Raw genomic sequence first — 23,956 nt, forward strand, 5'->3', positions numbered from 1 at the left:
TTACATTTCTGTTGAGGTTGAACGTCGTATTCGGGCCTCTGCTCAAAATCGGTGTGGCTATTGCCTGAGTCCTCAGCACCTCGTCATGGCAAGGCTTGGTCAGAGATTTTCGATAGTCTGAAGATGGTTTGCGAATTATTGGGAAAACGGCAATTGGACGAGCAACAGTTGTCGCGCTTCATTTGAGTGATGATCCAGATGCTTTGGAGGTGCGAAGTTATTGGGTCATGGCGGGTTGGCATCCGCCGGAAATCTCGTAACCTTGTTAGGGAGAGTTAGGGAGAAGATTTTTGGGCTTTTACCACTAATCACCCGCAATATGGACAAATAACTCCCGTAAATGACTGTGATCGCGGTGCTCCCAAACATAGATGCCTTGCCAAGTCCCCAACACTAACCGTCCGTTGGCGATGGGGATTTGCTCAGAAGTATGGGTTAATACTGTGCGGATATGAGCGGGCATATCGTCTGGTCCCTCGGTGCTGTGGATGTAGTGATAGCCATCGGGAACCAGCTTTGCCAAGAAATTGCTCAGATCAGCCAATACATCCGGGTCGGCGTTTTCTTGGATGATCAAACTAGCCGAGGTGTGGCGCAAAAACAGGTGACACAGCCCGGTTTGGATACCCGACTCTGCTACCACTGCCGCCACTTTAGACGTGACCTTGTGCAATTTTTTGCCTTGAGTTTGGACTTTGATAATTTGCTGGTATTGAGCCATTGATTAATCGTCAGTCGGTTCTTCAGCCGGAGTCTGGTCTTCAACCAGTTTATCGTCTGACTCCAGCCAAGGAGAGTCGTAATGATTCCACGGCAGAATTGGGATGTTGGGCAGCTTGCGCGTCAGGACCGTGATATTCCGCAAGTCCGGCTTGGGAAGTTTGATCCGCAGATTAGTTTCAGAAAAACGAGCTGAGCTAAGACTCATAGATTAAACCTAGAAATTGGATTGAGAGCCAACTCAAAACTAAACACTCAAAACTCAAAACTCTTTAAAAACTCCTGCCAAAAGGCTGCTCAGAATGTGTAGCAACACAATCACAACCACCGTCCAAAGCGCGTAGCTAGCCAACAGTAAGGCTTGGGTAATATCATCTAACCGTTGCTTATTAGCATTATAGACCTCGATTAAATTGGTCAACATTTGCAGCCGGTATTGATCAGGCGGTAGAGCCAGATAGCGCTCCAGCGTTTCCCGGTCGTCTAGGTTGGGTGTAATCAAGGTCTGGCGCGGCAACAGGGCATAGATCAGCAAGCTAAAGCTGAGCAAAAAACCACTTAGCTCGATCAGGCTGAACCAACTCCAGGTGAAAATTAGGCGTGAAATTGCCAAGATGGTCAAGAGGGCCGTGTTGACCACAAACAAAATATTGAGCTGAGTCAAAGAAAATTGCCGCAACTGCTGCTGTTGCTCCAGGACGGCACGGGCATCCCGAATCGCTAGATCCAATGTGGCTATATCCGGGAATTTTGCTTCATTATTGGCCATTGCGCCATCGAGAGATGCAACAGTTCGGTCCCAACTTCCTTAACCTATTTAACTCTGACTAAAGGAATGGGATACAAGCCCTGTCCTTCAGGACGACTTTTGAATAAACTGGACAGCGTTTATCCAAAGTTCGATAATAGGAGTATGCTAAACCTCACTCATGCTTCGTTTCAAAGGATGTAAGCAAGATAGTTGGGGCATTTTGTAAATAGTTCGCTCTTTTTCTTCTGGTTCATTTCGTGGGAAATGGCAGAAATATTACGGGTGTAGATGTTGCTCAATTCCCTGTTGGAAACCTAAAAATTAGTGTTCTTAAAACTCTTCTAGACGTTTTTACTCTCTTGATACAGGACTACCAAAAGAATATATTAGAGTTCGGCAGGATTGGGAGTTCTAGGAATTTTGACAAAACTTATCAAAATCAATCATGGATAAAATTGATCGTCTTCTTGCTAATTACTAGGGTTTTACAGAAGAAGAGCTTGATTTCATCATCAACTATGACATTAAAGTACCGCATGGGACGCGATACTGATAACGAGAAGTAAACTACCTAGACGTAAAGGTTAAAATGATTGCCGGTGTTACCTCTAAAGTAGGTGTCCCGACACTATCTTAAGCAGAGAGATGAAGATGTTTGAGATATGAGAATTAATTGGACCACGGTTTTGTCTGTGGGCTTGATGACATTGATGTCAGTTCGTGTTAGTGCGTTTCCTTCGCTTATTCCAGGACAAAGTCCTCAGGAGGCAATGGAATTGTGGCAGAGCAACATTGTTTACGATTCTTCTACGAAAACCTATTACGTTAAACAAGGAGAGGGACTTTGTTCTTTGCGGCAAGTTAATTTTGAGCTACCAACCGCTCAAGCATCTCCGCCAGGATTTGTCACTTCCATTGAAACGTTGGAAGGCTCATGCAATTTTCCTCCTACTAGAGTCTTAAATTTTATCCATCCTGAATCAACGGTCACAGCGCGTGCAACGGTAAGAACAACAACCGAAAAATATTCTGAGCGGTCGTCTTCTGATACTGCATACCTTGAGCAATTGTTTGAAATGGTTTTACCAGATAGACCTAGAGCAGTTGCAAATTGCGCAGTGTCCTTGAGTGTTCAGTTGCCTACCGGCAGGAGGCTTAGCGTGACCGACAGTTTCTACGGTTCAATCAGCACTTCTGGAGAAAGATCCTCGTGTGAGGGACGATTTGATCACATCATCATTCCAAGACGGTCTTAATGAATCACGATTCCAAGACGGTCTTAATGAATCACGCAAGACGCTGCACGCACACGGACAAAAAGGAACTATCCGATCGGGTTTATAAGTGTCCTGAATGCGGGTATGAGACAAATCGAGATATTGCTGCGGCGCAAGTCGTCAGGCAACGTCGCTATAGAGCGGTGGGGCACATCGCAGTGAATTTTGGGGAGGGCAAGTAGCATGAGCTATCCCAATGAACCAAGACTTCCTGCCCTTCAGAGCGGCGGAGTTGTCAATCAACTGTGAAAATAGTCAACCACAGCACGGGCGATCGCTTCATTGCCGTCTTTGGCAACGGGTTTATCGGTGCGAGGTGGTTGGACTGGCTCATGCAGAAACTGCCAGTCGCCGTGAAAGAATTCGTCTGGGGTGAGAATCTGGTGTGGATTGTGATCTTGCATCCCATTCAGCAGAATCGGCGCTTCGGCAAAACCATCGCGAGTCACGGAAACGATTGGCACATCCAAGCGACAGGCTTCGGCAAAGGTACTAAATCCCGGCTTCGACATCACCCGGCCACAGAGCGGCATAAAGTCTACCGGACGATAAGCATGGTCCTGAATTTTGCACAGATTGGCCAGATCCGGCGCGTTGCGGTCGAAGGTAATAAACTGCCAATCCGGGAATTTGGCCAGATTGTGATAGGGAATTTGGTCTAGACCCAAGCCCCCAAAGGTCATTAAAACGGTCCGCTCTGGTGGTGCTGTCAGGTTGAACTGAGTGCGTAGATCTGTTAGCGAAAAATGGGGTGAGCCGCCAGTCAAGCCCACATCGGTGATTGTAGGAAAGGCGCTCATCGGTTCGTGGAAGGGCAGCCGGAAGAGCTGATCGCACTGGCCAAAGCGGGCCGCAATCCAGTCCGCGATCTCGATAAACTCACCGCCCCAAGCTCGATAGATAAAATCCCAGCCAAAATTGCTGATCATCCAGCAGGGCACTCCGGCCGCGTGGGCAATTGCCGTGGCAATTGGAGGAATATCGGCCAGCACCAAACTCATCCGATTCTGGCGAATGAAATTTGCTTCCCCAGCCACGAGCTGCCTTTCTTGGGCTTGCAGTTGCTTCAGCTTATCCAGCGTAGCGGCTCGGTCCATTGCCAAACTGTCGCTCTGAATCACTCCAATGTCTAACACCGCGTGGCGATGAATAAAATCTGTGCGCAAATAGGACTCTAGCAGCCAACGGGGGGACGTAGTCACTAGCGCAATTAATACATCGGGACAGAGGCGCTTCACGTCTGCCACAACCGAGGCCATCCGGGTAGCATGACCGAAACCATGATTGGTAATTGCAACGTACAGAAAAGGTTGAGGCATAGAAGCATGAAAGGAGATCCAATACTAAAAAACCCCAGGCATAATGCTGGGGGCAAAATAATCAGGGTGCATCTACCCCTCCTTTATACCAAGTTTTACTGAGCAAAATTAGGGCATCTTGGTACTCCTCACCGGAACTTGATGCGAGCGTTAAAAGTTATTATGGTCTTGCGGATCGCCACTTGCGGGAAACGACCAGTTGATCAACTCCTTATCGGGACACTCGACGCCCTCTTCCACCCCATAGGGATGCATGGCGCAAACCAGGAAATTCCCACCATACTGCTGACCGTGATAATTGCGACAGCCGATACAAGCCGGATGCTGGTTCAGCCAAGGCTCAACTGTGTGGGTTACAGGTTCCACGGCCCGGTCAATCGTTGCCTCGATGCCCCAAATCGCCTGCACGACTGGATCAAGCCACTGTCCGATCTGCTCATCGAGCTGCTCTAGCTTCGGGGCCAATACTTCATCAATTTGATTAAGGGTGTCCTCTACGTCGTCTGCGACCTCTTCCGACAGGTCAAGCAGCGCATCGGTAGCTTCTGCCAAGTCGCGCCCTACTGCTTCAAACAGCTGACCCACTTCCGCCGCAATGGTTTCAAAGGCTTTAAACCAGTCTTGTTGCCAGTTTTCCATAGTTCATATTAAGTGTTAAGTTTTGAGTTTTGAGTTTTGAGTTTTGAGTTGACTTGTTACCGGTCTTCCCAATGGTTGTAAGGTTTGGGGTTGTAAGGGTTGGTGGCGTAGCACGTAATTTAAGCAGGTTGTCTAGGTTTGGGGGGAAAGGCAATAAACGCAGAACGAGAACCAGCGTAGCTCTCAGCGTTAAGTCTGTACACAAACTCAACTCAAGACTTAAAACACTGCTATGCAGAAGTAAGCTACAAAACTTAAAACTACTTTTTTAGTCCTGCTTCAGCCGTCGCAGTTCTTCTTGTAAATTGGCAACTTGCTGCCGCAGATCATCTACCTGCGATTGAGGAGCTTCAGATCGAGGAGTGGAGGCCGACTCGTCCTCGACATCTTCTACCAAAATTTCGATTCTACGAGGTTCAGAAGGCCGGTCGGCTTCAGATGAGGGCGGCACCTGCTGTGCTCGGCTTACCATCTCATCCACCATGCGTTTTGCTTCTTCGGTGGTCATTTCGCCGCGAGCCACCATTTCATCAGCGATCTTCTGGGCTTGCACCTTTAGTTCTGACAAGGTGACGCCTGCCTTCTCTGCTGCATAGGAGGCAGCCCCTACACCTAAATAAAATGCCTTTTGTACGATATCTCCAAAACCAGGCATCGCGTTTTTCACTCCTTTATGCCATCAGACCCTTTTAATATGGAGCCATGTCTCTAGGATAGGAGGAAACTTATTAATAGTGTTGAGTGTTGAGGTTTGAGTTTTGAGTTGTAGCTAGGTTTGCTTAGCCATGTTGAAGGGTGACTTAGCCTGTATGAAGCTGGTGATAGTTTTGAGTTTTGAGTTTTGAGTTTTGAGTTTTGAGTTGTAGAAGCTTGGTTTACTCAGCCGCGTGACACAGCCTGTATGAAGCAGGGAGCAGGATTTGAATCTCAGAAGGCATTCAAAACTGAACACTCAAAACTCAAAACTTAGCACTTAAAATCCTGTCACCAACCAACTCAAAACTCAAAACTCAAAACTCAACATTTAAAAAAAGTGACCCGGAGATCACGCCTGTCACAAGCATCCCGTATTGCTGCTACCTTCCGGTCCTGACAAGGTTTGGGCGTTGTGACCGCATGAGTCCGAGTCTTTTTAAGCATAACATCATTCGTTGTCATTCATAGAAGGCCGAAGGCGGAACTAGAGGCTGGGCAGGTGAACAATTGAACGTTGGTGCTTTACATGCCGGCTGTTTGATATCGACTCGTTGCATACCAGTAAATTCCTGTAAGTGCTAGCTCTCACGCAATGGCTGTGCTTTCGCTTCTCTTGCTTCTCTGGGGAAGTAGAGTTCTAGACGACGAACTATCAAATATTAAAAAAAATGAAAATTTCTCACCCGTGGGGTAGAGCCTAGGATCAATAAAAAACCGCCATTTTGTTCCTCAGGATGCATTCGTTAATCAGATTCAACCAGTATTCTAGAGCTACATTTGGGAAATCAACGAACCCACGGTAGGCTTCAAAACATGTGACAGCTTCATGAACAAATGTTACAATTTTGAGAAAATCATCAATCCGCGGGGGATGAAAACTGAGTTTCAGCTTAACGAAAGTTTGGCTGGTGGCAGCCGAGCAATGCACTAATTAACTGTAAAGTCTCGCTGTCGCTGTTGGCTTAGCAGTATAAAGTGTGACATTTTAGTCAGTAATACTTTTTGTTGGAGTGGGGTTTACACACCATAGGCGGAGCTGAGGGAGTCTCAGTCTACAGAACTAGTTACAGAACTAGGAAGTCCAGTGATTAGGTTTAAACGCTTGTTGTATTTATTACTAGGTCCAATAACGTTTTTAGGGTTCTGACTTGATTTTGATTCCTGGACTTGGTGCCTGGAAACATGGGTTGCCACTTCTCAAAATAGTACAAATGTTCTAAACTTCTCTTCTATACTTTGGATTTGGCGCTATGAATACGACTTCAACTTCCCCTGATATGGTGCGCGCTTATCTAAGAGAAATCGGACGAGTGCCGTTACTGAGCCATGAGCAGGAAATTCTCTTTGGTAAGCAGGTGCAGCGCCTTGCAGCCCTCAATGAGCTTAAGGAAGAGTTCATTGCCAAGGTTGGGCGGGAACCAGATTTAGAGGAATGGTCTCAACAAGCCAAGATTTCGGTAGCAGAATTGCAGCAGATTGTGGCTGAAGGTGAATTCGCTAAGCGCAAGATGGTTGAAGCCAATTTGCGTTTGGTAGTTTCGGTGGCGAAAAAGTATATCAAGCGCAATGTTGATCTGTTGGATCTGATCCAAGAAGGCACGATTGGCATGCAGAGAGGCGTCGAGAAATTTGATCCAACCAAGGGTTATCGGTTTTCGACCTACGCCTACTGGTGGATTCGACAAGCCATTACCCGTGCCATTGCTGAGAAAGGACGCACGATTCGTCTACCGATCCACATCACCGAGAAGTTGAACAAGATTAAGAAAGCGCAGCGGCAGTTAGCACAAAAGTTAGGACGGGCGGCTACGGCATCTGAGCTGGCAGCAGAATTAGATCTAACAACTAAACAGGTGCGGGAATACTTGGAGCGAGCACGCCAGCCTCTGTCCCTGGATCTGCGAGTAGGAGATAATCAAGACACCGAACTGGGCGAGCTACTGGAGGATACAGGTCCTTCTCCAGAAGACTTTGCTTCTCAGTCAGCCCTTAGAGGTGAGTTGGAGCAACTCTTAGCCGATTTAACTCCTCAGCAGCGGGAAGTGTTGTCGCTTCGGTTTGGATTAGAAGACGGTCAGTCGTTGACCTTGGCTAAGATTGGTGATCGGCTCAATATCAGCCGGGAGCGTGTACGCCAAATTGAGCGGGAGGCGCTGACTAAACTGCGCAAGCGACGAGCTGATATTCGGGAGTATCTAGCAAGCTGAATTCGACCGTTGGGCCTGAACTCAACGACCAAATCACATAGCTATCGTTTCTTAGCCGCCTTCCAAGTGCCCCCATAGACATAATGGGGGTTATTTTCTTTTAAGACAGGCAAACAGGCGGAGCAGAGAAAAATCCATTGATTCGATGCATCAACTCGGGCGCGAAACAGCTGAGCTGCCGCTACCTGACAGTGGGCACAGAGTTTGGTGCGAGTAGGTCGCATTGGTGCTGAAAGCTCAAATCAAGCTACACGATCAAGCTACAACTGAGGCTTCGGGACGGGCGAAAATCATGCGCCCAGCCGAAGTTTGCAGCGCGCCAGTCACCACAACCGAAACTTCGTCACCGATATACTGCCCGCCTTCTTCAACAACTACCATCGTGCCGTCATCCAGATAGCCCACACCTTGGGCGGGTTCCTTGCCCTGCTTCAGAATTTTGAGATCAATTAAGTCACCTGGCAAATAGGCTGGTCGTAGCGCTTGGGCTAAATCATTCACATTGAGCACGATGACCTTTTGCAGGCTGGCGACCTTATTCAGGTTGTAGTCATTGGTCAGCAGCGTGGCGTTGATCTCTTGGGCCAACTTCACCAGCTTGGCATCGACAGTGGCGATGTCGTCATAATCAGCCGGGTGAATGGTGATTCGTTCGGGAAATGCCTCTTGGATTTGATTCAAAATATCTAAACCGCGCCGCCCGCGAGCACGCTTTTGGTCGTTTGAGGCGTCAGCAATGCGCTGGAGTTCTTGCAACACAAACTGGGGCACGAGAATTTGGCCTTCCAGAAACCCGGTGCGCAGCAGGTCTTCGATCCGCCCATCAATAATACAGCTGGTATCGAGAATTTTAGTGGCTGCGGGTTTGAGCATTCCTTCAGCCAACAGCATGGTTTCCACGCTGTTTGGGTTGATCAGCCGCAGTAGTGCCCGCCCGTGTGTATCGGCTAAATTGACGCCCGAAAAGGCAAACATGACACTGCCCAACACCGCCGCCAAGGGCTTAATAAAAGCAAACTCTCGCGGAATCGGCAGCAAAAAGATGGGGGCCAGCATCAGGTTGGCAACCAGCAAACCCAGGACTAGACCTACAGAGCGGCTCAGCAGCACATCGACCGGCATTTCTCGCACGCGCCGTTCAAGCCGATGGTAGGCGGTTTGGGCAACCAACCCCAGCACCAAGCCAATCAACGCGCCGAAGCCACCCGTGACGGAACTCAATCCCTCAAGGTTGGTGACTTGGTCCAGCACATCAGCAGGCAGTAAATCCACGCTGTAAAAGCCAATTCCTGCCCCTGCTATGATGAATGAAAAGATAATAATGGCATCAAGCATGATTCGAACCCACGTTGGAAGGGGCAATTAATTCTGGCTCAAGTTCTCTAGTGAGAGTTAAACCAGCTAATCGAGGTGAGACATTCAATTGAGTGCCGAGCCAGACTCTACCCCGTGGGAATAAGGCAATGGGAATAAGGCAATCAGTAGCCTATAGATCAAAGCTTATAGATAAGGATAAAAACGGTATAACCGAGGCGTAAAGCCTAACTCAGCAGCTTGATCAGCTCAGCCTCATTATATCGCTCCCTTACCGGATGCGGTTTGTCTGATTTGGTTCGGCAAACCGGGCGGGAGATAGGGCAATCTTTCCTATGGTTTCTACACAGATTAATTCAGCGACGGTTTCCAGCCCCATGCCTACGGCAGCCTACCTTCATATTCCTTTTTGTCGGCGGCGCTGCTACTACTGTGACTTTCCAATTTCGGTGGTAGGTGATCGTCCACCCTTGGCAAAGCAATCAAGCTCAGCCGATGGTTTTGGCACAATCGCCGAATATGTAGAGATTCTTTGTCAGGAAATTCGCGCCACGGCTGCTCTGGGACCACCGCTGCAAACAATATTTTTGGGAGGCGGCACTCCGTCTCTGCTCACCGTACCTCAGCTAGAGCAGGTGCTAGATACCTTACAGCAGCAGTTTGGCATCGCCACGCATGCCGAAATTTCGATGGAAATCGATCCAGACACCGTGGATCAACCTCGATTGCGGGGGTATCAAGCGGCAGGGATCAATCGGATCAGCTTAGGGGTGCAGGCGTTTCAGTCAGAGTTGCTGGCGGCTTGCGGGCGGACCCATACCCCGACTGATATTGAGGCAGCTGTTGAGCTAATTGATCAGATAGGTCTGATCAATTTCAGCTTCGATCTGATCTCTGGATTACCGCACCAAACCCTGGAGCATTGGCAGCAGTCCCTAGAGGCCGCCATCGCCCTACAGCCCCAGCACATCTCGGTTTATGACTTAACCGTTGAAGCGGGTACAGCCTTTGATCGCTGGTATCAACCGGGAGTCCAGCCCCTACCAACCGAGAAAATGACCGCTCAGATGTATCGCATAGCGCAGCAGACGTTGACCAAAGCTGGCTATCAGCACTACGAAGTATCGAACTATGCCAAACCAGGCTTTCAGTGCTGCCACAATCGCGTTTATTGGGAGAACCGGCCCTACTACGGCTTTGGGATGGGAGCAGCTAGCTATACCCAGGGTCAGCGCTTTACCCGTCCCCGCAAACGCCGCGAGTACTACCAATGGGTGCAGGGCTACAAGACTCAGGGCAGGATTGACGCCCTAGTGACTCCGCCTCAGGAAGCCCTCCTTGATACGCTAATGTTGGGGTTGCGCTTAGCAGAAGGCTTGAGTTTGAAAACCTTGGCGCTCCAATTCGGTGAGCAGGTCGTAGAGCAGATTTTAATGACCGTAGTGCCCTACATCCAATCGGGTTGGGTTGAACTGGTAGATGCACAAGGCTTATCCAGTTCGGATTTATCAATAGCCACCACTCGAGTTGGGGATTTGCGCATGCGGCTCACCGATCCAGAAGGATTTCTATTCTCCAATCGAGTACTGGCCGAGTTATTTAACCGCCTAGCTGAACCTGTGAGTAGTAAGTAACTTTGGATACAGAAAGTTAACGGTATCCTCACATCTTTTTTCAGTTCTCAAAACACTTCTGACGCAGATTTGGTAGTCTAACTTTAATAAGTCTTAAGAAATAGGGTAAAGCAGCGTGGACATTCAAATTGGCAGGGGTAAGTCTGCTCGTAGAGCATATGGAATCGACGAAATTGCGCTGGTTCCAGGACCACGCACGTTAGATCCAAGTTTGGCCGATACTCGCTGGCAAATTGGCAACATTGAGCGAGAAATTCCAATTATTGCCAGTGCAATGGATGGGGTAGTTGATGTCAAGATGGCAGTTGCCCTTGCTCAGTTGGGCGCTCTCGGCGTCCTCAACCTGGAGGGTATTCAAACTCGCTACGAAGACCCCAATCCAATTCTGGATCGGATCGCGGCAGTAGACAAAACCGAATTTGTGCCGCTGATGCAGGAACTCTATGCCACTCCGATCAAACCGGAACTAGTTGAGCGGCGGATTCAAGAAATCAAACAGCAAGGCGGTATTGCAGCCGTCAGTGCTACCCCAGCCGGAGCGGCCAAATATGGTGCAGCGGTTGCCAAGGCCGGAGCTGACCTGTTCTTTATTCAGGCCACGGTGGTTTCTACCGCCCACCTTTCGCCCGATTCTGTCACGCCGCTTGACCTGGCCGAATTTTGTCAGGAAATGCCGATGCCGGTTGTGTTGGGGAATTGTGTGACCTATGAAGTAGCGCTCAACCTGATGAAAGCTGGAGCGGCGGCTGTGCTGGTGGGCATTGGTCCGGGAGCTGCCTGTACGTCGCGTGGTGTGCTGGGTGTCGGAGTGCCTCAGGCGACTGCCGTAGCCGATTGTGCTGCTGCTAGAGAAGATTTTTATCGCGAGACTGGAAAGTATGTGCCCGTAATCGCCGACGGCGGGCTGATTACGGGCGGCGATATCTGTAAATGTATTGCCTGCGGTGCCGATGGCGTGATGATTGGTTCGCCCTTTGCTAGAGCTGCTGAAGCGCCAGGACGGGGTTTCCACTGGGGCATGGCGACGCCGAGTCCAGTCCTGCCACGCGGCACCCGAATTCGAGTCGGTACGACCGGTTCGCTCGAGCAGATTTTGCGCGGCCCAGCTCAGCTTGATGATGGCACCCACAACCTGTTAGGTGCGCTCAAGACCAGTATGGGGACGCTAGGCGCAAAGAATATCCAAGAGATGCAGCAAGTCGAGGTGGTAATTGCTCCGTCTCTGTTGACCGAAGGCAAGGTGTACCAAAAGGCTCAGCAGCTCGGTATGGGTAAGTAGATGGGCAAGAGGGACTCTCTGTCAAGTTGCGTCATAGAAGTTTATCTAGCCAGGATCCTGAAGACCTCCTAAAAAACCAGATCTGTCGCTTACAATGGAAGTAGCGGAGACGCATGTTTCCGTTCACTCCTCACACCACACTCCGCCTGGACTTAATTTGTTCAGGCGGTTCCTCTTTTGGGGCTGGTTTTAGAAATTTCTAAGGCCCAATGCTCTCGTTCACGTTCTTTTGTTCACGGCTTGAACCCAGATCACAAAAAACTGTTTCCACAAAATATGTCCGATTGTATAGAACTGCTAGCCGGGACAGCCTCTTTTCGCTATGGTAAGATTTTGAAACATAACATAGGCTTTAAGGGTTTTGAGGCATGTCAGCAGCCGCAGTTACAGATGAAACCTTTGAACAAGAGGTGATTGAAAGCTCTGTTCCAGTTCTAGTTGATTTTTGGGCACCCTGGTGTGGCCCTTGCCGGATGGTCGCTCCTGTAGTCGATGAGATTGCTGAGCAGTACGCCGGAAAAGTCAAAGTGGTGAAGGTTAATACCGACGATAATCCGAGTGTGGCCAGCAAATATGGCATTCGCAGCATTCCGACGCTGATGATCTTTAAGGGAGGGCAGCGCGTCGATATGGTAGTTGGTGCAGTCCCTAAGACCACACTAGCAAGCACGTTAGAGAAGTACATCTAGCTTTTGCTCCACAGCTTGAACCTCCTGATAAGAGCGTTTGAAACTGGCTTCTGCAGCTTCGAACCTCTTACAGGAGGTTTTTGCTGACGATTTGCTGATTGGCGGAGGTTGACTTGTCAGGCTGACTTCAGGCTCTCTCAACTGGCCCCAAATCTCGATAGAATATACTACTGCCCATCGATAGAAAATTCATGACCCTATTCCCTTCCTCCTCTTCCTTGTCATCTCTTCAGGCAGAGATTAGCGAGTTGTTGAGTCAGTTGCCCACGATGAAACATGGAGCGCTGATCCAACAGGCGTTAACAACTCTGGTTCGTATGGCCGAGGTAGAGGGGGATCGACTTGACTGGAAGATTCTAGCCTCTTCCTTGCAGGATATGGAGCGGGCCTTTCGGGTTTTCTATCCCTACCGGCACGTCCGCAAAATTGCGATTTTTGGCTCAGCCCGAATTCGGCGCGACACAGCGGAATATCAGATGGCTGTGGACTTTGCCAAATGTGTCACCGCCCAAGGGTTTATGGTGATTACGGGGGGTGGTCCTGGCATTATGCAGGCCGGAAATGAAGGAGCTGGAATCGAAAAATCCTTTGGCTTAAACATTCGGTTACCGTTTGAGCAAGGCTCCAACCCATTCATTGAAGGTGATCCCAAGCTGATCAATTTCAAATATTTCTTTACCCGCAAGCTGTTTTTCTTGCGAGAGAGCGATGCGCTGGCTCTATTTCCCGGTGGCTTTGGCACCCAGGATGAGGCGTTTGAGTGCTTGACGCTGATGCAAACCGGCAAATCCGACCTGCTGCCCCTAGTATTAATCGATCCGCCCGGTACCAGCTACTGGCAAGGCTGGGAATCCCATGTGCGGGAACATTTGCTCAAGCCCGGCCTGATCAGCGCTGATGATCTGCACCTCTATACGATTACTGACCGGGTGGATGTTGCCTGTGAAGCCATCGCTGGCTTCTATCGTGTGTTTCACTCTAGTCGCTATGTCGGCAATCGCTTGGTGATTCGCCTCAACTTAGAACTGTCCGATGCCGATGTCGAGTATTTAAATCAAAACTTTAGCGACATTTTGATCCAGGGCCGGATTGAAAAAACCACTGCTCTGCCCCAGGAAGTTGGTAGCGAAACCGAACACCTGCCCCGTCTTGTTATGTATTTTAACCAGCGCGACCTAGGCCGACTCTATCAAATGCTGCGCGTGATCAATCAATTCGGTTTGGATGCCCCCGAAAGCAAGCATCCGGAACAGAAGTAACCCTAAGTAAGAGGTTAAAGACACAACAAGTGAGATATGTAGGGTGTGTGTTGATATTGAGTCCGGTTGGTCAGCCATCGCTTTGTAGGGGCGATTTGCAAACCGCCTATGTAGTCTGAATGATTTTAATGCAAGGCATTTAGTTGGGTTTGATATTTCCCCATGTCTATCATCACGGTCGAAAACCTCAGCAAAATCTATCCTGTGGCGGTGAAAGAGCCAGGTTTAGCAGGAACTCTGCTGCATTTTTTTAAGCGTACTTACCGTGCGGTGCCGGCAGTGCAGTCGGTTTCGTTTCAAATTGAAGCGGGAGAAGTGGTCGGCTTCCTAGGACCGAATGGGGCAGGCAAAACTACAACGCTGAAAATGCTGACGGGATTGATCCATCCCTCAACGGGACAGGTGAAGGTGGCGGGGCATGTACCCTTTCGACGAGAGGCAGCCTTTCTGCGTAAGATTACGCTGGTGATGGGGCAAAAGCAGCAGTTGCTCTGGGATTTGCCGGCACTCGATTCTCTGCGGATCAATGCCGCTGTGTATGACATTTCCGACAGCGAGTTTCGCCAGCGGGTTGGGGAGTTGAGTGACATGCTGACCCTCAGCGATAAATTAAATCAGCCGGTGCGCAAGCTGTCGTTGGGAGAACGGATGAAGGCGGAGCTGCTGGCGGCGCTGATTCACCGTCCTAGCGTGCTGTTTTTGGACGAGCCGACGCTGGGGTTGGATGTCAACGCTCAGGTAAGCGTGCGGGAATTTCTGAGGCAGTATAACCAACTCTATGGCGCTACAGTTTTGTTGACGAGTCACTACATGGCAGACATTACGGCTCTGTGTAAGCGGGTTTTGGTCATCTATGCCGGTCAACTGATCTACGATGGCAGCCTGGACGGGCTGTTAGAGCGCTTTGCTCCCTGCCGCGAAATCACCGTTGAGCTAGCCGAAGACCAACCCACGGCCGATCTGCAAATCTTTGGAGAAGTGAAAGAAGCCGCTGGGCGGATGGTGCGTTTTATTGTCCCTCAGGAGGACTTGACCCAGACCATTGCGCGGCTGTTGGCAAAGTTAGAAATTGTTGACCTGACGGTGACTGATCCACCAATCGAAGAGGTGATTGGTCAGGTGTTCCGGTCTGGTACAGCCCTAAATACCTCTGAATTCGGTGGAGCTACACATTGAGACAGAGGATTTTCGGAAAAAACATCTATCTTAAGATGGTGTTCATAATCTTTTTAAAGTTTTCCGGTTAGAGGCCGATCCAGCGTGTAAAGTTGAAAGACAGTTGGCCATGTCACTAACTGATCAAACCGATAGCAAAAATCGACGGCAAAGGACTTGAGCAATGCAAACGAATTTCGTTTCTTTCTATTTGCTGACAGCCGGGCTGTTCTTCGGAATTCTGCTCGCCGCCTTTTGGCTAGATGGTTCGACATCAAAGCGACACAAACTGTCGTGGATGATTGTTTTAGTGGGTGCCCTTTTCTGGGGAGTTGTTGTACCGTTAGCTGTGCTTGAGCGTTCCCGCAAGCTGTTTAGACATCGAGTCGTAGCGGCAAGACCAAGCCAGTTGGGTCGCCTCAGTTAAAAGCTTCTAAAGTTCTCACAATAAAAAATAGCAGGAAAAATAGCAGACGGAAGGGGGTGTGAACAGGCAGCCCCTTTCTTGTTGAAAGCTATGGCGATAACCAGAAAGCACGAATCCGCGAAACTACGGCAGGGTTTCTACCTATCTTCATCGGAACTTTATATCGCTCCCAGAAGTCCCTTGATATAGTTTCCAGTAATCTAAAGCTAGGAGAAATACCCAATTAAGGAGGCTTCGATGAAATCCCAGCTTACTGACGCTCTAGCACCCCAGCCCTACTCGGATGAAATGCCCGCTTGGGTGAGCGAAATGGGTTTGGAGTGGCTGTACGAACTGCTGTCTTCCTTCAGCCGCAACAAAACGGCCCGTCTGATTTAGCTGGCTCTACGTAGGAATGGCAGTGGAATGGCCGTGATGGAGCCGTGCTCTACTGATTTCAGTCATGTTTGCAGCCATGCTTTGTAGCCAGTCCGTATTTTGCTTGTATAAAGTTATTTTTGCGATTATCCTTCTAATCTCCTAACTATGCTGCGCTTGACTATTGCATTCAAGTGCCTGCCTATTAAAGACTATGTGCTTAGATCCTACCTAATTGATTGACTGGTTGATTAATTGCTGAATCTGGTTTAAATCAAGCTGCTCTACATTATTCAGGACTATTTTTGCTTCTACTCGCTTTAGGTTCGCGGCATAGGTCTGGGCATAGTCTTCTGACTGCTGAGCATGGGGAGGGAGAACACCAACGCCAATCCAAGTCCGCTCTGGCTGTAGGTCCCTAGCTCGCTGTACCGTTTGTAAATCCGCAACCGTGTCTCCGGCATAGATCACTGGAACTGCTGCTTCAAGCTGGCTTTGCTTTTCTATTTGTTCCACGGTCATAAAAAGCCCGGTTGGATCCGGCTTGCCGGGTGCATCTTCCATTGCTACTAGAATCGGCTCCTGTAGGCCCAAACGACGCTGCAAGATGTAGGCAGCTGATCCCTTTGTTGCGCCGCTGAAGAAACCCCAGCGAATATTGGCCTGAGTCAATTGCTCTAGGTAAGAGGACTGGATCAGCAGCGGCTCATGGCAAATATAGCCAGTCCAGTGGTCTGGATTATCGGGGTCAGGGCCACGGTAGCGGCTTTGAAAAAATGCCACAATTGCGTTGTAGTCGAGGGCGAGTTGGGAGCGGGGTTGGCCTTGCGCTTCAAAGTAGCGATAGATTAGCTCTTGAGAGGCTTCCCAATCGTTGTTCCACACTCCTTCTGTTTTGAGGGCATCGATCTCGGTTTGAGAGGGGCGATAGGCTCCGCCAGTAAAGCGTTCTACCGTATCTGCTAAAGCTAGACGGTAGGAGTTGCTCACATCCCGAATGACGCCATCGATATCAAAAATTACAATTGCTAGGGCGGTTGAGGCAGTTTTCTGAGCCATCCTGAGGTTCTGTAGACTAACATAGAGGATTGTACAAGTAAAAAGATTGGGAACAGCTTGACTGTTCGGGAGGTGTTTTTGTCCAAGTTCATTTTGAAGGTTCTCTGGCTAGAACAAAACGTTGCCCTGGCGGTTGACCAGGTTGTAGGAAAAGGGACGAGTCCTCTAACGTCCTACTTTTTCTGGCCCCGCAATGACGCCTGGGAGCAGTTAAAAGCTGAGCTGGAAGCAAAGCACTGGATTTCTGAAGCCGATCGAATTGAGTTGCTCAATAAAGCAACCGAAGTGATTAACTACTGGCAAGAAGAAGGCAAGCGGCAACCTATGGCGGAAGCGCAAGCTAAGTTTCCAGAGGTGACGTTCACCGGTAGCGCCTGAGTCTCTGCTAATAGAGCGCTAACAGTAATCATGGGGTTAGAGGGGAGGCATAGCGCTTGCCCCTATTTTTGTCTGCCCCTGTTTTTGGTTGCTCGTAGTTCTGAACTACGAACTGCGAATCACCAACTCCGCTCGGATTGCTACAAATCTTCTACCGCTTTTTGGGACTCTACAACTTCCCGCACGCGGTAGATGGGTCGATTCTGGGATTCGTGGTAGGTGCGCATCGACAGCTCAGCCAGTAAACCAAAGCTGAATAGATGTACTCCAGTCAGAAACAGCACCACGGCTAAAATCAACAGCGGTCGGTCGCCAATGGCTTCACCCAGGCCAAATTTGAGGATGGTCAGATAAACGCCGAGCAAAATTCCCAACAGCATAGCTACCAGGCCAAACAGACCAAATACATGCATCGGGCGGGTGAGGAATTTTTTCATGAAGAAAATAGTGGCGAGATCCATCAGCACCCGGAAGGTTCTGCCCAAGCCGTACTTGCTTTGCCCATAGCGCCGAGCATGATGGCGGACCGGCATCTCAGCAATTCTCGCGCCTTCAATAAAGGCTAGGGCTGGCAAAAAGCGATGCAGCTCGCCGTAAAGGTTCATATCGCGCACCAGTTCAGAACGGTAGGCTTTGAGGGAGCAGCCGTAGTCATGGATTTGTACCTCGGTAACCTTGCGAATCAGCCAGTTGGCAATCCGAGATGGGATCAGGCGAGTCACCATGGCATCCTGTCGGTCTTTACGCCAGCCGCTTACTAGGTCATAGCCTTCGTCTAGCTTGGCCAGCAGCAACGGAATGTCGGCTGGGTCGTTCTGCAAATCCCCATCTAGCGTGATGATTACCTGCCCTCTAGCATGGTTGAAGCCAGCAGCCATCGCGGCAGTTTGACCATAATTGCGGCGCAGCAGTACAGCCCTGAGGTCGGAGCGGGTGTGGGCTAGTTGGCGCAGCAGGTCGGTAGAACCGTCTTTCGAGCCATCATCGACGCAAATAATTTCGTAGGAAATCTGGTTTTCCTGAAACACTCGGGCAATGGTTTCAACCAAAATGGGAATGCTCTCTACCTCGTTGTAGATCGGCACAACGGCTGAAACCCTGACTGGAACTGAAGCGATTGCTAAGGCAGACGATTCAGACAAATTGGATAATTCATTCGATAAACCAGACAGAATCGATCGGTTCATAGCTCGGCTCAACTCACTCCTCACCTGACATTACCAGAGATTAATCCGGACATTAGTAAAGTATGAAGATGATTGTCACGGGTATTGACGCTGGGAGCAAGCATCTAATCCAAAAACTTGCGAATCTATCAGTTTGGGTTGAAATTTCTGGAGTTGGAATTTCTGGAGTTGGAATTTCTGGAGTTGGAATTTTTAGAATTGCAACTTTAGCTCACTGCTAGGCTTCGGCCCGGTCAATCCAGTAGGCCAACCCAGCTCCAATCAATTCGGCCAGGGTGCTGATTAGGCGATAGAGGGCGACGCTGCCCAGAATCACGCTGGTTGGTAAGTGGGAATTCAATAGGGCAATGGTAGTGGCCTCAAAGACGCCAATGCCGCCGGGTGCGCCCGGAATCACCAACCCCAGCAGCCAAGCAATACTGAAGGCACTGAATACAATCGGAAATTGCACCAGTGGAATCGGTTGCAGTGCCTGTAGCGTGAGTAAAAACCCAATTCCCCGCAGGGTAACAAATCCAATTTCGCCCAACAGGGGCAGCCAAGGATAACGACTGATTTGGGTTGGCACCTGGGAGCGATCTTCAGCCTTACCTTTGAGGCGACTGGCTAGTTGCACCAAGCCATTCAACACGCTGGGATGCACAGCCATCAGCACAACCGCCAGACAAAGCAACTGCAGTCCCCAATTTTGGCTGACGTTGAGCAGGGCGATAATCAGAGCTGCCGCCGCCATCAGCAAAGGCTCTAACAGCACACTCAGGGTTGCAGCACTCGTTGGCATACCAGCCTGTTTAGCAGCCAGAACCCGGCCATAGAAATGCCAGATGTTGCCAGGTAAGTATTTGGTGATGTTGGTCTTTAAGTAGACTAAAACACTCCAGCGAGCGGAAGCAGGCTGCCCCAATGCCCGCAAAATCCAACCCCAGACCCAGCCGGTCCAAATGTGGGCCAGCAGCGTTACACCCAGAGACATGCCCAACCACTGCCAGTTGTCAATCCGCAGCGTTTTTACTTCATCCCAATGCCGATGCAGCACTGTGGCAATGAAGAACAGCGTTGCGCCCAGAATCAGCCAGCGGAAGTAGGGCTTGAATCGAGCTAAACCCTGCTTGATACCAGAAATCAACTGCTGTGGAGATGAATGCATGAAATTGCCTTAGTAGCTAGCAGCCAGCAGATGCTGAAACGCTTTGGTGGAGCGCAGACCATCAAAGTCTGGATCGGTTCTGGCGCTTTCTCGTAGGTCTGGGCGTCGGGCAATTGCGGCTTGCAGAGCGGTGACTGCTTCGTCTATCTGACCTTGAGCAGCATAGCCGTAAGCCTTCCAGTAGAGAGCACTGGGAGACTGGGGCTTAATGTAGAGTGCCTTGTCGAAACAGTCCATTGCTTCTGGGTAGCGGTGCAGCTTTGTTAGGACATAGCCTTTGTTTTTCCAGAAGGTGCTGCGGTTGGGTTCTAACTGAGTAGCCTTGTCGTAGGCGTTGAGGGCGGCTTCGTACTGCTGCATATCAGACAAACTGTAGCCTTTGCCAAACCACCCCCAGGGGTTATGGGGCTGGCGCTGAATAATTTCGTCGTTGGCGGCTACGGCGTCTGCATAGCGCCCCATCCGGCGGAGGGTTTTGGCTAGGCCGAGCCAAGCGTCAATCAGGTCCGGATTAATCGCGAGGGCCGCTTGATAGGACGCAACAGCATCGTCATAGCTGCGGCCCAAATAAAAGGCCTCGCCTTCCTTCAGATAATCAGTCGCGGAGAATTCAACATGGTGGCTGCCCGCTTTAATCGATTCCAATTGGTCGGTGAGTTGGCGCAGGCGGCGTTCAATCGGTGGGGGAGCGGTATCTTCCTGACCCACCGAGGCAAGGAGTTGTTCTAGCTCCAGCACAATCTGAGTCTTGTTGGCTTCGGCATCGCGGTAGAGGTGATCGAGGCGCTGTTCAAACTCGGCCCTGAGCTGCTTTAGTTCCAATTCCGAGGCTTCAATTTGCTGTTGTAGCCTTGCCGTCACCTCTTGCTCTAGCTGCTGTTTGATCAACTGCTCGGCTTCCTGCTGAAACTGCTTGCGGATATCGCTGACCAGCCGGTCAATTACGCTCTGGCGCAGCCACCAGAGGACAAAGCCGGTACCAATGGGAATGGCAATCAGTACAGCAATCAAGAGATTGAGCAAATCGATCGTCCAACCAAATGTGTCATGTACCTTTTCATCGATGCGGTTGGAAATGGCTTGGCTGCTGTCAATTTCTTTGTCTACCAACTGCCGGATCGTTTCTTCCTGAGCGGGAAGCAGGGGCGGTGGTTCGGGCGAGGGCAGGGGCGTAGCCTGAATTTCAGGTGGGGGCAGCGGCTCGGTCTGGGCAGAAACTACTTCTGGCTCAAGCAGGAACACAGCCAGGATCGGAAAGATATAGAGCAGACCATAGGGCGTTGTTCTCATAACTCCTGCTGGCAATTTTATTAAAGTTTATAACGCCATGCTGCTTCTATTGTGTTTTTGGGCCGATGCTAAACCTCGCGTTCGACTAGAATCACGTTTTCCGTGACCTGTTCAAAGGTGTCATCGTGGCTGATCACAAACAACTGCCGGAAGGTTTTGATATTGGCAATTGCTTCGGCCAGGCTTTGGCGGCGGGGCCGATCCATGTTGGTGGTGGGTTCATCAAAAAAGGCAATATCTACATCGGCCAACACTCGCAACAGAGCCAGCCGTACCGCCAGGGCTGCACACATTTGCTCACCGCCTGACAGGTTGACGAGGCGGCGTGTATGAGCACCTTCCTGCACCAGAATATCGTACTCGCGGGTCCACTCCAGCGCCAGATTAGGCCGATTGAGCAATTCCCGAAACAGCCGATCTGCCTCTCGTGAAATGGTTTGCACATAGCGTTCGGTGATACGCGGCCCTGCTTCTTTGTAAACCTTGCGGGCAAAGGTGATGAATCGACGCACTTTCTCGGACTGTTTCAGTTCCAGCTGCGCCCGGTCGCGCTTTTGAGCCGTGGTTTGCAGCATCTCAAGCTGACTGTCTAGCTCTAGGAGCAGTTTGCGCTGCTGCGGCAATCCGCCAGCAATCTGATCGGCTTGACTGCAAGTTTCTCGATAAACGGCCTCAATTTGCTGCGCCCGATCGAGATCGTAGGTTTGGCTGCACTGCTCATACTCAGTTTGAACGGCAAGGCGTTGAGCTTCGAGTTGGCGCAGTTGGGTGGTGGCGGTTTGTAGTTCGGCTTCTACCCCAGCCAGCTGATTCGCATCGTTTTGGTGCTGCACGTAGGTGAGATAACCCGACTGGTGGGTTTGGCGCAGCTGCTGTTGCTGCTCAAGCGCAGTTTCTACTTCGGCAAACTGGGTTAACTGAGCATCGAGGTCGGTGATTTGCTGCTGGAGCGCCGTGTATTCTGCCAAGCGGGAATTGTATTGAGCGTGCAGGGCACTGTGCTGTTGCAGATTGCGTTCCAAAAGTTGGCTGCGGCCCTTGGGGTTATCCAGCTGGTTGAGTTTGCTGATCAAATCGGCTCGCTGCTGCTGCCAGGTTGGTTCAGCGGCTAGAGCTTGCTGCACTTGGGCCAAACGGGTTTGCAACTGGTGCATCTCTGCCTGCACATAGACCGACTGTGTTTGGCGGCTGTCTAGTGTGACTAGCTCGGCGCGATACTGGTAGGTCTGCTCTAGCTGCTGCTTCACGTGCAGAAGCTGGTGGTGCAGTTTGGTTGGAGAGGTTTGTTCAGACAGGTCTGCCAAAATTCGCCAGAGGGCATTCAGCAGATCGGTATTCAACTGAACTCCGGCTTGCAGGGCGTGCAGTGTGGCTTCAAACGAGGAGTTGGCCATCAGCGGCAAACTTTGCTGCATCTGGTGCAAAACTGCCAACACCTGTTCCGTCTGGCTCTGGTGCTGATCGCGGCGAGATTCGCCTAGCGTCACCAACTGCCGCAATTCGGCCTCAAACTGTTTGGCGGCTTCGACGCGGCTGAGCTGCTCCTGTAGCCGCTCGCGCTTTTGCTCCCAGGCAGGAATCTGGTCAACTTCGGCCTGGTGAGCTTGAATTTGACCGATTTCCTGCTCCAGCCTGGTCTGATCGCTTTGCAGTTTGTTGAGCTGTCGCGTCAGGTTCTGCTGCTCTAGTTTGAATGCCTGAAGCTGATTGAGCTGGTCCACAATGGTGCTCTGCTGCTGCTCCCACTCAATTTGTTGAGCGACTAGGGGTTGGAGGGCTTCGAGTTGGCTGGCGGCTTCGGTCAACGCTTCGAGTTGGAGGCCAAGCCGGGTGAGCTGATTGTGCTGTTCGACTAACTGCTGCTGTCGTGCTTCCCGCTGTTTCCAGAGGATTTGGCGCTGTTTGAGCTGCTGTTCGAGCTGTTGGAGCGTGGCTTCGATTTGGCGATAGGCTTGGTAGCTGGCCCGATGAGTCGTGCAGATCTCAACCGCCTGCTGCGAGCGCTGGACTGCCTGCTGCAACAGGTTAACTGTCTGCTGGCGACCTTCGACCTGAGCCGTGAGCTGCTGGAGTTGGGCGGTAAGCTGCTGCATCTGTTGAGCTTGCTGGGCGAGTTTATCCTTTTCGGCTTGCAGAACCGTCAATTCGGCTTGCAGTTTGAGTAGGGTGGCCTCGTTGTTGGCAATTTCATCGCTCAAGATTTGCCGACGCGCTTGCAGCAGTTCCCAGTCCTTGAGTAATTCTTCGCATTGCGCTATGGCCTGTTCGCAGGTTGCGACTTCTGCTCTACCGTACTTCTCAACCGCTAGCAGGTCTTGATTGGTCTGGCGATATTCTTCAACTTTCAAAATCGAGTCAAAGATTTGTTTGCGGCGGTCGGGAGGCTGCAAAAAATCGGCGGTAAAGGTGCCCTGCGGCACACCAATCGTGTTGGCAAACAGACGAGCCAGATCCGTTCCAGGTGCCACGCCCAGATGCTGCCGTAACCAGGGAATGATCTCATCTTCGATATGGCGGTAATCCAGCTTGACGCCGAGCTGCGGGTCAAAAATGGTATAGCCTTTGCTGGTGCAGCGCTGCACCTCGTAGGTGCGTCCATCTCGGTTGGAGATAAACGACACCGTCACCTGGGCGCTGCCCGACCCGTTGCGGATCAAGTCCTCGTTTTTATAAATGCCACGATGGTTGAATAGCACCCAGGCAATTGCTTCTAGAATACTGGTCTTACCGGCACCATTTTCTCCACAGATGGCGTTGGTTCCGGGTTGGAAACTAAAGCGACGATCGCCATGCGATTTAAAGTTTTTTAGCGTAACCGCGAGGATCTCCATATACCTGCCTTATCCAACCCTCAACTAGACCTGGGTACCCAACCGCTAAGGATGGGAATTTTGCTTCAGCCACTTTAACGAGTTTTTCGTTTGCCGCTTAGAACGGTTGTACCACATTGGCTGACCAATAGTGTACTCTTTCGGACTAAAAGCCGATCATCCAACTAGATGTAGAGGCAACTGGATATGGAGGCAACTAGACAGTCAACTCTAGACGCCAACTTTCACAAGTAAGTAATGAACAGGATCTATGGCGTTTCCACCTATAGGCTCCACATTCCTATCCCGTTCATATATCTCTTGTTCATAATCCTGTAAAGGACGGCGATCGTGCAGGCCGT

At 50.4% G+C, this 23,956-nt stretch carries 24 protein-coding genes and 1 other RNA gene; 11 read left to right on the top strand and 14 right to left on the bottom strand.

Translation table 11 applies throughout. The features are described from left to right. Positions 1–304: 304 nt before the first annotated feature. Genes HJG54_RS12880 through HJG54_RS12890 form a run of 3 tightly spaced genes read right to left on the bottom strand, consistent with a single transcriptional unit; the run spans position 305 to position 1,489 of the window. Positions 305–721 (bottom strand): secondary thiamine-phosphate synthase enzyme YjbQ, encoded by a 417-nt coding sequence (locus HJG54_RS12880; protein WP_036005459.1) that lies wholly within the window; start codon positions 719–721, stop codon positions 305–307. Positions 722–724: 3 nt separating this feature from the next. Next, the gene (locus HJG54_RS12885) at positions 725–928 is read right to left on the bottom strand and encodes a hypothetical protein (RefSeq protein ID WP_036005462.1); all 204 of its coding nucleotides are present in this window, start codon (positions 926–928) and stop codon (positions 725–727) included. A 54-nt stretch (positions 929–982) separates the two neighbouring features. Beyond that, positions 983–1,489 carry a hypothetical protein gene (locus tag HJG54_RS12890; RefSeq protein WP_316435379.1) on the bottom strand — a complete coding sequence of 169 codons (507 nt, stop codon included), beginning with the start codon at positions 1,487–1,489 and terminating at the stop codon, positions 983–985. Between the two features lie 644 nt (positions 1,490–2,133). On the opposite strand from HJG54_RS12890, the gene HJG54_RS12895 reads away from it, so the two are divergent. Continuing rightward, a complete protein-coding gene (locus HJG54_RS12895) occupies positions 2,134–2,727 on the top strand; it encodes a hypothetical protein (protein ID WP_316435381.1) in 594 nt (197 codons plus the stop codon). A 26-nt stretch (positions 2,728–2,753) separates the two neighbouring features. After that, positions 2,754–2,930, top strand: coding sequence for a zinc ribbon domain-containing protein (locus HJG54_RS12900; RefSeq protein ID WP_316435383.1), 177 nt, complete (start codon positions 2,754–2,756; stop codon positions 2,928–2,930). 57 nt (positions 2,931–2,987) lie between these two features. On the opposite strand, the gene HJG54_RS12905 is transcribed toward HJG54_RS12900, so the two are convergent. The 4 genes from HJG54_RS12905 to ffs all read right to left on the bottom strand — a co-directional run bounded on the left by HJG54_RS12905 (position 2,988) and on the right by ffs (position 5,835). Beyond that, the gene (locus tag HJG54_RS12905) at positions 2,988–4,067 is read right to left on the bottom strand and encodes a glycosyl transferase (protein WP_316435385.1); all 1,080 of its coding nucleotides are present in this window, start codon (positions 4,065–4,067) and stop codon (positions 2,988–2,990) included. Between the two features lie 150 nt (positions 4,068–4,217). Beyond that, the gene (locus tag HJG54_RS12910; protein WP_051925711.1) at positions 4,218–4,706 is read right to left on the bottom strand and encodes a hypothetical protein; all 489 of its coding nucleotides are present in this window, start codon (positions 4,704–4,706) and stop codon (positions 4,218–4,220) included. 268 nt (positions 4,707–4,974) lie between these two features. Further along, a complete protein-coding gene (locus HJG54_RS12915; protein ID WP_316435386.1) occupies positions 4,975–5,361 on the bottom strand; it encodes a phasin family protein in 387 nt (128 codons plus the stop codon). Positions 5,362–5,738: 377 nt separating this feature from the next. Next, positions 5,739–5,835, bottom strand: an RNA gene (ffs, locus tag HJG54_RS12920) — signal recognition particle sRNA small type. A gap of 817 nt (positions 5,836–6,652) precedes the next feature. Here ffs and HJG54_RS12925 point away from each other — a divergent pair. Next, on the top strand, positions 6,653–7,609 hold the full coding sequence (locus HJG54_RS12925) for an RNA polymerase sigma factor, RpoD/SigA family (protein WP_036005471.1): 957 nt from the start codon (positions 6,653–6,655) through the stop codon (positions 7,607–7,609). Positions 7,610–7,650: 41 nt separating this feature from the next. Here the strand turns inward: HJG54_RS12925 and HJG54_RS12930 are convergent, their stop codons facing one another. Both HJG54_RS12930 and HJG54_RS12935 read right to left on the bottom strand, forming a co-directional pair. Further along, positions 7,651–7,833, bottom strand: a complete 183-nt coding sequence (locus tag HJG54_RS12930; RefSeq protein WP_316435387.1) for a hypothetical protein — start codon at positions 7,831–7,833, stop codon at positions 7,651–7,653. A gap of 31 nt (positions 7,834–7,864) precedes the next feature. After that, positions 7,865–8,944: a PIN/TRAM domain-containing protein gene (locus HJG54_RS12935; RefSeq protein ID WP_316435388.1), complete on the bottom strand. Its 1,080-nt coding sequence runs from the start codon at positions 8,942–8,944 to the stop codon at positions 7,865–7,867. Positions 8,945–9,258: 314 nt separating this feature from the next. Between HJG54_RS12935 and hemW the strand changes: the two genes are divergently transcribed. The 7 genes from hemW (at position 9,259) to HJG54_RS12970 (ending at position 15,744) form a co-directional block, all read left to right on the top strand. Further along, positions 9,259–10,557, top strand: coding sequence for a radical SAM family heme chaperone HemW (gene hemW / locus HJG54_RS12940; RefSeq protein ID WP_316435389.1), 1,299 nt, complete (start codon positions 9,259–9,261; stop codon positions 10,555–10,557). Between the two features lie 115 nt (positions 10,558–10,672). Continuing rightward, positions 10,673–11,836: a GuaB3 family IMP dehydrogenase-related protein gene (locus HJG54_RS12945; protein WP_036005476.1), complete on the top strand. Its 1,164-nt coding sequence runs from the start codon at positions 10,673–10,675 to the stop codon at positions 11,834–11,836. A 368-nt stretch (positions 11,837–12,204) separates the two neighbouring features. Further along, entirely contained in the window at positions 12,205–12,525 is a 321-nt protein-coding gene (gene trxA, locus HJG54_RS12950; protein WP_036005477.1) for a thioredoxin, read from the top strand. 191 nt (positions 12,526–12,716) lie between these two features. After that, positions 12,717–13,784, top strand: a complete 1,068-nt coding sequence (locus tag HJG54_RS12955; protein ID WP_036005478.1) for an LOG family protein — start codon at positions 12,717–12,719, stop codon at positions 13,782–13,784. A gap of 162 nt (positions 13,785–13,946) precedes the next feature. After that, the gene (locus tag HJG54_RS12960; RefSeq protein ID WP_316435391.1) at positions 13,947–14,960 is read left to right on the top strand and encodes an ABC transporter ATP-binding protein; all 1,014 of its coding nucleotides are present in this window, start codon (positions 13,947–13,949) and stop codon (positions 14,958–14,960) included. A gap of 163 nt (positions 14,961–15,123) precedes the next feature. Beyond that, a complete protein-coding gene (locus HJG54_RS12965; protein ID WP_316435392.1) occupies positions 15,124–15,366 on the top strand; it encodes a hypothetical protein in 243 nt (80 codons plus the stop codon). A gap of 237 nt (positions 15,367–15,603) precedes the next feature. Continuing rightward, on the top strand, positions 15,604–15,744 hold the full coding sequence (locus HJG54_RS12970) for a hypothetical protein (RefSeq protein WP_158673080.1): 141 nt from the start codon (positions 15,604–15,606) through the stop codon (positions 15,742–15,744). Between the two features lie 210 nt (positions 15,745–15,954). Here the strand turns inward: HJG54_RS12970 and HJG54_RS12975 are convergent, their stop codons facing one another. Then, entirely contained in the window at positions 15,955–16,782 is an 828-nt protein-coding gene (locus tag HJG54_RS12975; RefSeq protein ID WP_316435393.1) for a TIGR01548 family HAD-type hydrolase, read from the bottom strand. Positions 16,783–16,854: 72 nt separating this feature from the next. On the opposite strand from HJG54_RS12975, the gene HJG54_RS12980 reads away from it, so the two are divergent. After that, positions 16,855–17,160 (top strand): 30S ribosomal protein PSRP-3, encoded by a 306-nt coding sequence (locus HJG54_RS12980; protein WP_063834759.1) that lies wholly within the window; start codon positions 16,855–16,857, stop codon positions 17,158–17,160. A gap of 140 nt (positions 17,161–17,300) precedes the next feature. On the opposite strand, the gene HJG54_RS12985 is transcribed toward HJG54_RS12980, so the two are convergent. From HJG54_RS12985 to HJG54_RS13000, 4 genes are all read right to left on the bottom strand, one after another. Next, on the bottom strand, positions 17,301–18,347 hold the full coding sequence (locus tag HJG54_RS12985) for a glycosyltransferase family 2 protein (RefSeq protein ID WP_316435394.1): 1,047 nt from the start codon (positions 18,345–18,347) through the stop codon (positions 17,301–17,303). A gap of 217 nt (positions 18,348–18,564) precedes the next feature. Beyond that, positions 18,565–19,494 (bottom strand): lysylphosphatidylglycerol synthase transmembrane domain-containing protein, encoded by a 930-nt coding sequence (locus HJG54_RS12990; RefSeq protein WP_316435395.1) that lies wholly within the window; start codon positions 19,492–19,494, stop codon positions 18,565–18,567. 9 nt (positions 19,495–19,503) lie between these two features. Continuing rightward, positions 19,504–20,784 carry a tetratricopeptide repeat protein gene (locus HJG54_RS12995; protein WP_316435396.1) on the bottom strand — a complete coding sequence of 427 codons (1,281 nt, stop codon included), beginning with the start codon at positions 20,782–20,784 and terminating at the stop codon, positions 19,504–19,506. A 68-nt stretch (positions 20,785–20,852) separates the two neighbouring features. Continuing rightward, complete coding sequence (locus HJG54_RS13000) at positions 20,853–23,615, bottom strand: SMC family ATPase (RefSeq protein WP_316435397.1); 2,763 nt, start codon at positions 23,613–23,615, stop codon at positions 20,853–20,855. Positions 23,616–23,956 lie beyond the last annotated feature (341 nt).

It is taken from the genome of Leptolyngbya sp. NK1-12 (genome assembly GCF_032598965.1).
GTDB lineage: Bacteria > Cyanobacteriota > Cyanobacteriia > Elainellales > Elainellaceae > Elainella.